The 8,910-nt window shown below is 70.5% G+C and carries 8 protein-coding genes; all 8 read right to left on the bottom strand.

Annotated features, from left to right (window positions below; translation table 11 throughout):
* A partial coding sequence (locus SAOR_RS10505) for a YhdP family phospholipid transporter (RefSeq protein WP_148077381.1) occupies nt 1-2,252 on the bottom strand: 2,252 nt, incomplete at its 3' end.
* Nucleotides 2,253-2,335: 83 nt separating this feature from the next.
* Complete coding sequence (locus SAOR_RS10500) at nt 2,336-3,826, bottom strand: Rne/Rng family ribonuclease (protein WP_123631385.1); 1,491 nt, start codon at nt 3,824-3,826, stop codon at nt 2,336-2,338.
* A 129-nt stretch (nt 3,827-3,955) separates the two neighbouring features.
* A complete protein-coding gene (rlmH, locus tag SAOR_RS10495) occupies nt 3,956-4,423 on the bottom strand; it encodes a 23S rRNA (pseudouridine(1915)-N(3))-methyltransferase RlmH (protein WP_123631384.1) in 468 nt (155 codons plus the stop codon).
* A gap of 246 nt (nt 4,424-4,669) precedes the next feature.
* Nucleotides 4,670-5,053 (bottom strand): ribosome silencing factor, encoded by a 384-nt coding sequence (gene rsfS, locus SAOR_RS10490; protein ID WP_123631383.1) that lies wholly within the window; start codon nt 5,051-5,053, stop codon nt 4,670-4,672.
* Complete coding sequence (nadD, locus tag SAOR_RS10485; RefSeq protein WP_123631382.1) at nt 5,054-5,716, bottom strand: nicotinate-nucleotide adenylyltransferase; 663 nt, start codon at nt 5,714-5,716, stop codon at nt 5,054-5,056.
* Nucleotides 5,717-5,752: 36 nt separating this feature from the next.
* Nucleotides 5,753-7,045 (bottom strand): glutamate-5-semialdehyde dehydrogenase, encoded by a 1,293-nt coding sequence (locus tag SAOR_RS10480; RefSeq protein ID WP_123631381.1) that lies wholly within the window; start codon nt 7,043-7,045, stop codon nt 5,753-5,755.
* Nucleotides 7,042-8,088 (bottom strand): DNA polymerase III subunit delta, encoded by a 1,047-nt coding sequence (holA, locus tag SAOR_RS10475; protein ID WP_123631380.1) that lies wholly within the window; start codon nt 8,086-8,088, stop codon nt 7,042-7,044. Before holA ends, SAOR_RS10480 begins: the two co-directional genes overlap by 4 nt.
* 8 nt (nt 8,089-8,096) lie before the next feature.
* Nucleotides 8,097-8,885, bottom strand: coding sequence for an adenosylmethionine decarboxylase (gene speD / locus SAOR_RS10470; protein ID WP_416235842.1), 789 nt, complete (start codon nt 8,883-8,885; stop codon nt 8,097-8,099).
* Nucleotides 8,886-8,910 lie beyond the last annotated feature (25 nt).

Below are 8,910 nucleotides of genomic sequence, written 5' to 3'. Positions count from 1 at the left end.
TCGGCGGGCAGCGCGATGCGGGCGCGGCTGTCGATGTGCTGGCGGGCGCCCGGGCGGGGTTCGAGGTCGGTGCGCACGACCACGCCGAGCAGGTCGCCCGTCAGGCCTTCGGCGGTCAGGCCCTGCGCGTCGAAGTCGATGCGGCCGCGGATACCGGTGACCGGGCCGGGCAGGGCGGCGTGCTGCAGCTCGGCGCCGTGCGCGTCGACGTGGCCGGCGACCTCGGGTTCGCCGAGGCCGGGCTTGAGCGGAATCGTGAGATCCAGCCCGAGGTCGGCCGGGCCGCTGACCTGCAGCGCCTCGACCAGCTTGCCGAAACGCTCGCGCAGCGGCGAGCGGGCGAGAAAGGCGAGCATGCGTTCGGCGCGGGCGTCGCTCACGCTGCCGTCGACCTGCAGTATCGGTTCGCGCACGTCGGCCACCCGGCCGACGCTCGGTCCGAGCGCCACGCCGAGCATGGTCGCCTCGGCCACGTCCACGCGCAGGTCGTCGCCGTCCAGGGTGAGGGTGCCGCGAGCGTCTTCGAGCGGCGGCCATTCGGGCTTGTAGGTCACGTCGACGCCGTGGCCCTCGAGCTCAAGATGGAAGCGCTCGTCCGCGCGCGGATCGGCGAAGGGAAAGCGATCCAGCGGCCCGGCGAGTTCCAGGCGTGCGGCATCGAGATGCCCGGCGGTGATCGCTCGGGGCAGCCAGTCGCGCAGGCGCTGGTTGGGCAGATCCTCGGCCTGCGGGATGCGCGCGAGCAGCCGGGTGGCGTCCGGCGCGCTCGCGGTGGCGATCAGATCGATGCGCGGCGCGGCCTCGTCGGGCAGCCGCAGGCGGCCGTCGATGCCCACGTCGGCTTCGCCGCTGGTCAGTTGCAGCTTCTTGGCGTTGATCGTCCAGCCGTCGTCCGCGCGCTGCCAGGCGAGCGCGCCGCCGAGGCCGTCGATGGCGAGCTCGCCGCGCATGAAACGCGGTATGGCGAGGCGGCCGCCGGCCTGGTCGAAGCGCAGCCGGTGGACGTCGCCCGACTGGCGGTAGTGGCCGCTGATCGGGCCGGCATGGCCGGCCGGGTCGTCGACGGTCAAGCCGCTGAAGGCCGCTTCGAGCGACGGCGGCGTATCCGGCGCCATGCTCAGCGTGAACGCATCGAGCCGGCCATCGATGCGCGTGTCGGCCAGGCGGTCGAAGCGCAGCCGGGCCGGCGGCAGCGCGAGTGCCAGCGGCAGGCCGCGGGCGGTCAATTCCAGCCGCCGGCTCTCGCGCGCGAAGGTGCCGGTCAGACGGGCGTCGGTCAGCGCGCCGTCGTTGGCCGTCAGCTTGGTGGCGGTCATGCGAACGCTACCCGGCGTCGGGCCGGTTTCGGCCTCCAGACGCGCCTCGACTCCCGGCAGAACGGGCCGCTCGCGATCATCGGCCTCGATGGCCGACAGGGCGATGTCGGCGCTGGAGTCAGCCAGGGCGCGGTCGCGCCAACGGCCGCGCAGTGACAGGGATAGCGCGCCGCCCGAAACGCGGTCGGCCTCGAGCGCCGCCGACCCGCTGCGGGCGCGCGCGAAGGCGAGCGTGTCGATGCCGTCGGCGTCGACGTGGATATCGGCGTCGACCGGATCCGTCAGTGCGCCCTCGAGACGGCCCCGTGCCGCGACCTGGCCCAGCCAGTCCGGTCCGCTGGCCTCGAGGTTCCAGCGCAGACCGTCCGCGGCGCGCCACAGGCGGGCGTCGAACGGGTCGATGGTCGCGCGGCCGCTCGGGATCGCCGTGCCGATCAGGTGGATGCGCGCGCCCTCGACGCGCACGAAGCGCAGCATCTCCCGCGCGGCCTCGATCCGGCGCCAATCGGTGGGCGTCTCGCCCGCCGCGCCCCAGTGCCGCAGTCGGAGGCGGCCGTCATCGGTCTGCTGCAGCGCGAGCTCGGCGCCGGCGATGACGAGACCGTCCGGCAGGCGGCCGCCGTCGAGCAGATCCGAGAACGAGAAATGCAGGTCGAGGCGATCGAGCATGACCGCGGGATCGGACTGGCCGTGCCGTCGGATCGCGACGTCGTCGAGCGCCAGCAGGGGCCCGCGCCACTGCCAGCGCAGCTCGATGGCGGCGATGTCGATGTCGGCGTCGATGCGGCTGCCGATGCGCTCGGCCAGGGCGTCGCGATAACGTGGCATGAGATGGTCGACCAGCCGCACGCCGCCCACCAGCAGCCCCGCCAGGATCACGAGCCCGGCGAGGGTGGTCACCAGTATCCGTTTCAGTAGCGGGCGCGTGGCGGGCATGTGCAGCGGTCGCAACAGGTACAGCGTGTGGACCGCGGCCGGCGGGCGCGGTTCGCCGGCCGCTTGCGCGGGCGCGCCACAGCTTACATCACCACCAGATCGAACTGCTCGGGCGTGTAGAGCGATTCGGCCTGGAGACGCACGCTCAGCCCGGTGTCCTCGCAGACGTCGTTGAAGGTGGCGGCCAGTTCGTCCAGCAGCAGGCCGATGATGTCGGGGGCGGCCAGGATCAGCAGTTCGTCCGGCCGTTGGGTGTGGGCGACGCGGGCCATCTCGCGGAACAGCGAGAAACAGACCGTCTCGCCGGTCTTGACGAAGCCGCGGCCGTCACAGGCCTCGCAGTCGGTGCACATCAGGTGCTGCAGCGATTCGCGGGTGCGCTTGCGGGTGATCTCGACCAGACCCAGCGGCGAGATCTCGCCCACGGTGGTCTTGGCCGGATCCGCCTCGAGGGCGCTGCACAGCGCGGCGAGGACCTGGCGCTTGTGGCTCTCGTCGACCATATCGATGAAGTCGATCACGATGATGCCGCCCAGATTGCGCAGGCGCAGCTGGCGGGCGATCGTGCTCGCGGCTTCGACATTCGTGCGCAGCACGGTCTGCTCCAGGCTGCGGGTGCCGACATAGCCGCCGGTGTTGACGTCGACCGTCACCATCGCCTCGGTCTGCTCGATGATGAGAAAACCGCCGGACTTCAGCGGCACCTTGGGCCGCAGGGCGCGCTCGATGGCCTCTTCCACCCCGTACTGGTCGAACAGCGGCGTGGGCTTGGTGTAGTGCTGGGTGCGGTCGGTGAATTCCGGGGCGAAGCGCCGCGTGAAGGCCGCCATCTCCTCCCAGGATTCGCTGTCGTCGATGGTCACGCCGGCCACCTCGGGCGTGAGCAGGTCGCGCAGCATGCGGATCGGCAGGGGTAGATCGCCGTAGAGCAGGGTGCGTGGCGGCGCGGTGTTCGCCTGGGTCTGGATGTCGCGCCAGACCGTTTCCAGAAAGCGCATGTCCGCGGCCAGGGCGTGATGCGGCGCGCCGTCGCCCACGGTGCGCACGATGAAGCCGCCGGCCAGATCGAGTTCGTCGCGCAGGCTCGTGACCGTGTCGATCAGGCGCTCGCGCTCGGCCTCGTTCTCGATGCGTGCGGACACGCCGATACGCGGCGTGTAGGGCATGTACACCAGAAACCGCGACGGGATCGCGAGATCGGTGGTCAGCCGCGCGCCCTTGGTGCCCATGGCCTCCTTGGAGACCTGCACCAGCACGCGATCGCCCTGATTGAGCCGGTTCTGGATTCGGGGGGCGTTGTCCTGCGTCTCCGCCGGCCGGCGCACCATGTCGGAGATCTGTAGGAACGCCGCCCGCTCCAGACCGATCTCGATGAACGCCGCCTGCATGCCCGCGAGCACGCGCTGGACCTCGCCCAGATAGATGTTGCCGACGGCGCTGCCGGCCGCATCGCGCTGGATGTGGATCTCCTGCAGGACGCCGTTCTCGAGCTGGGCCGCCCGGGTTTCCCCGGCCGATACGTTGACCAGTATCTCGATGCGCGGTTCGTCGCTGGAGACGACGGGCTGGTTCACGCTCACGGTCGGTCGCTGCCGGGCGCGCGCGGGTTGTGCACGATTGATCTCATGGTCTGGATTGTCCGCAGCCCCGCGCGTACCTGCAAGCCGGTGTCCGGCGCCGATGCACCCTGACGGTGCAGTGCGTCAGCCGCGGTGATAGGGATGGCCGCTCAGAATGCTGTGCGCACGATAGAGTTGTTCGGCCGCGATCACCCGCACCAGCGGGTGTGGCAGCGTCAGTGCGGAAAGCGAGCGGCGGGCTTCGGCGACCGCGAGGCTGTCCGGGCCGAGACCGTCCGGGCCGCCGATCATGAGCGCGCGATCGCGCCCGTCGGCCAGCCAGGCGCGCATGTCGCCGGCGAGCCCTTCGGTCGTCCAGGGCCGGCCGTCGACCGTGAGCGCGATGACCTGGGTGTCGGTGCCGATGGCCGCGCGCAGGCGCCTGTCCTCCTCGGCGATCGCCCGGGCCACGTCGCCGCCGGCGCGCCGACCGGGGGCGATCTCGACGAGTTCGAGCCGGCATTCGCGGGGCAGGCGACGCGCATAATCCTCGTAGGCCGTGGTCACCCACTTGGGCATGCGCCGGCCCACTGCCAGCAGACGAATGCGCATGGCTCTCCTATGCCGCGCTGTGGTGAATCATCGGCGTCTGCCTGCGGCGGCAGGCCACGGTGTGGCCCGCCGGCGACCGCCGATCATCGGCGCGGCCGCGCGCGCTCGTTCGCGTGCCGGGTGGGCATTCCGCGGGCGAACCGGGCGCCGGCGATCGGCCACCGGCGGCGCGGCGCCCGGCGACCTCGGAGCGCGTCACGGCCGACACGCCGGGCCGGGTCGCACTCGTTCGAGACAACGATGGCTCTAATGCGCGGACTGGTTCTCGGCGCCCGCGGCGTCCATGTCCCAGAGTTTTTCCAGCTGGTAGTAGGCGCGCGCGACCGGCTGCATGATGTGAACCATCACGCCGTTGAGGTCGATGAGCACCCATTCGCCCTGCTCCAGGCCTTCCACCCGCGGCGACAGGCCCGCCTGCTTGGCGTTGGTGATCACGGTCTCGCCCATGCGCTTGACGTGTCGCGCCGAGCGGCCGCTGCAGATAACCATGTGGTCGGCGATGGTGGTCAGCTCGTGGACATCCAGGATCTGGACGGATTCGCCCTTGAGTTCCTCGACCGCGTCGACCGCCAGTGCGAGCAGGGCGTCGTTGCCATCGGCGGCGGGGTCGGGCGTGTTTTCTTGAGTCATCTATTCAGCGGCCATGGCCGGGTTGGGTCCGTAGACACCTGCGTCAATGATGTCGTCAAGCACGGTGGTGGGCAAGAGATAGCGCGGGGAGGCGCCCTCGGCGAGCAGGGCGCGGATGCGGCTCGCGGAGATCGCCAGCGGCGGCGGCGCATAGGCGTAGATGGTTCCGCCGAGGTGGTTTCGCAGGGCCTCGGCGTCGTCCGTGGCGCGCGCGTCCAGCGCAGCCTGTGCCTCGGCCTGGAGTTCGACCTCGATCCCCGGCCGGTCGATGAGCACGATATGCGCGCTGTCGAAGATCTCGAGCCAGCGGTCCCAGCTCGGCAGATTGGCGAACACGTCGCGCCCCATGATCAGGCACAGCGGCGTTTCCGGCATCTCGCGCCGCAGCGAGGCCAGGGTGTCGACGGTATAGGACGGGCCGTTGCGCAGCAGTTCCCGGTCGTCCAGCCGCAGCCGCGGTTCGTTCGAGGTGGCCACCCGGATCCACTTGGCGCGCTGGCCGGGGGAGGCCGCCGGCGCGCCGCGATGCGGCGGCCGCGCGCAGGGCACCAGCCGTACCTGGCGGAACGACAGCGCGGTGGCGATCTCCATCGCCAGCCGCAGATGGCCGTTGTGCACGGGATCGAAGGTGCCCCCGAGGACACCGACCGGATCGTGGCTCATGAACTCCCCTAGAAGATGGGCGGCACCGAGGCCGTCTCAGCGGACGTGACCGTCGCCGTAGACGACGTACTTCAGCGAGGTCAGCCCCTCGAGGCCGACCGGGCCGCGGGCGTGCAGCTTGTCCGTCGAGATGCCGATCTCGGCACCCAGACCGTATTCGAAACCGTCGGCGAAGCGGGTGGAGGCGTTGACCATCACCGAGGACGAATCCACGCCGCGCAGGAAGGCGCGTGCGGCGGTGACGTTCTCGGTGACGATGGCATCGGTGTGGCGCGAGCCCCAGGTCTCGATGTGCGCCATCGCCGCCGCCATGTCGTCGACCACCCGGATGGCCAGGATCGGTGCCAGATACTCGGCCGCCCAGTCGTCCTCGGTGGCCGGCTTGACCTCCTCGCCGACGAGCCGGCGCGTGCGCTCGCAGCCGCGCAGTTCGATGCCGGCCTGGCGCAGATTCTGCGCCAGCGGCCGCAGCACGCGCTCGGCGATGGGTTCGGCGACCAGCAGGGTCTCCATCGTGTTGCAGGTGCCGAAGCGGTGCGTCTTGGCGTTCATCGCGATCGCGATCGCCTTGTCCAGGTCCGCGGCCGCGTCGATGTAGACATGGCAGACGCCGTCGAGATGCTTGATCACCGGCATACGCGCGTTTTCGGAGACGAACTCGATCAGCCCCTTGCCGCCGCGCGGCACGATCACGTCCACGTACTCGGGCATCGCCAGCATGGCGCCGACCGCGGCCCGGTCGGTGGTCTCGATGACCTGTACGGCATCGCCGGGCAGGCCGGCGTCGGTCAGCCCGCGGCGGATGCAGGCCGCGATCGCCTGATTGGACAGCGCGGCCTCGGAACCGCCACGCAGCAGTGCGGCGTTACCCGATTTCAGGCACAGCGCGGCGGCGTCGGCGGTCACGTTCGGGCGCGACTCGTAGATGATGCCGATCACGCCCAGCGGCACGCGCATGCGCCCGACCTGGATCCCCGAGGGCCGGTAGTTCAGATCGGTGATGCTGCCGATCGGGTCGGCCAGCGCGGCGACCTGACGCAGGCCCTCGGCCATCTGCTCGATGCGGGCGCCGGTGAGTTCGAGGCGCTCGAGCAGCGCCGCGTCCAGATTGTCGCGGCCCTCGCGCAGATCCTTCGCGTTGGCGGCGAGGATGGTGTCGCGGCGATCGATCAGCGCCTCGGCGATGGCGAACAGCGCCGCGTTCTTGTCGCCCGGCTCGGCCGCGGCCATGGTGCGGGCCGCACTGCGCGCGCGCTCGCCCATGCGCCGGATCTGGCGCTGGATGCGGGAATCGTCGGGGGCCTGCGTGTCGCTGAGGTTGGCGCTCATCTCGGGTCGGGTCTGCGGTGGATCGATGGCGTGCGCGGCGGACGGCCGCACAGACCGAGCGTCAATGTTATCAGGTCGTCCCAGGCGCGGCCGGCGTGGGCGCCCTTGTTGACCGCGTCGAGGGCGGCGGCCTGCTGCAGCAGCCGGGCGAGACGCGCCGGGTCGGTCCGCTTCGCGGCCGCGCCGATCTGGCGCTTGCGTGCCGGCGGCATAAACACCTTGGAGAGCATCGCGTCCAGACGATTCGAGCGGGCGGCCAGGGCCGCCTGATAGAGCAGACGGGTCTCGCGCGTCAGCGCCCAGGCGATCGGCACCGCGTCGACGCCCTCGGTGCGCAGGCGCGCCAGGGTCTTGAGCGCGCCGGCCGCATCGCCGGCCAGCGCCTTGGCGGGCAGATCGAAGATCGCGTAGCGCGCGTGGTCGCTGGCGGCCGCGGCGACCTCCGCCGCGCCGATGCGCTGGCCCGGATGCAGCAGGGCCAGCCGGTCGACCTCCTGGGCGGCGGCGAGCAGGTTGCCCTCCGTCTGGGTTGCGAGCAGGGTGTTGGCCTCGGCGTCGAGGGTCACGCCGCGCGCCTCGGCGCGCCGGCGCAGCCATTCGGCCATGCGGTTGCCGGGCAGCGGCCAGGCGTAGAGGGCGACGCCGGCCTTGGCCATCGCCTTGTACCAGGCACTCTTGCGCGCGCTCGCGGCCATCGGCGTGGCGACCACGATGAGCAGCGTCGTGTCGGGGGCGTTCTTGGCATAGTCCACGATCGCCGCGCTGCCCGGTTTGCCCGGGCCCTTGTCCGGCAGGTGCAGTTCCAGGATGCGCTTGTCCGAGAACAGCGACAGGCTCGCGCCCGCGGCCGCCAGCCGTCCCCAGTCGAAGCCGGGCTCGGCGTGCAGCACTTCACGCTCGTCGAAACCCTCGCGCCGGGCCCGTGCGCGCACCGCGTCGGCGGCCTCCAGCACCTGCAGCGGTTCGTCGCCGGCCAGCAGGTAGCAGCGGGCCAGCGGCTGGGCTTCGAGCTGGCGTGGCAGCTGGTCGGGCCGGACTTCCATGGTCGATGCTATTCGTCCGGAAAGTTGCGGCCGTAGAAGATCTCCATGACTTCGCCCTCGATGCGCTCGGTCAGCGTCTCGGCCTCGGCCTCGCTCAGGTCCGCGGCGCGTTCGGCGAACAGATAGTCGTCGAGCGAGAGTTCGGTCAGGCGCATCTTGGTGTGGAAGATGCGCTCGGCCAGGACGTTGACGTCGATCATCTGGTAGCGGTTGCCGATGTCGTCGGGGATATAGTCCTGGATGGAGTTGATCTCGTGGTCGATGAAGTGCTTGACGCCGTCGACGTCGCGCGTGAAACCGCGCACCCGGTAATCCATCGACACCACGTCCGACTCGAAGCTGCGGATGAGATGATCCAGCGCCCGCAGCGGCGAGATGCGGCCGCAGGTCGAGACGTCGATGTCGGCCCGGAAGGTGGAGATGCCGTCGTCCGGGTGGAACTCCGGATAGGTGTGGACAGTGATGTGGCTCTTGTCCAGATGCCCGACCACCGCATCCGGCACGGGGCCGTCGTAGGCGGCCTCCTCGGCGATGAGGATGGTCACGCTCGCGCCCTCCGGCTCGTAGTCCTGGCGCGCGATGTTGAGGATGTGCGCGCCGATGATCTCCGAGACCTCGGTGAGGATCTGGGTCAGGCGGTCGGCGTTGAAGACTTCGTCCAGATAGGCGACATAGGCCTTTTTCTGTTCGCGCGTGCGCGCGTAACAGATGTCGTAGATATTGAACGACAACGACTTCGTGAGGTTGTTGAAGCCGTGCAGGCGAAGTTTGTCCATGGCGAGCCAGCCGATCGGCATTTTCCGGGAGGGCGCAGTATCCGCG

It is taken from the genome of Salinisphaera orenii subsp. orenii MK-B5, assembly GCF_003788635.1.
GTDB lineage: Bacteria > Pseudomonadota > Gammaproteobacteria > Nevskiales > Salinisphaeraceae > Salinisphaera > Salinisphaera orenii.
The sequence above is the reverse complement of the archived record's forward strand: the minus strand, read 5'-3'. Positions and strand labels throughout refer to the sequence as shown.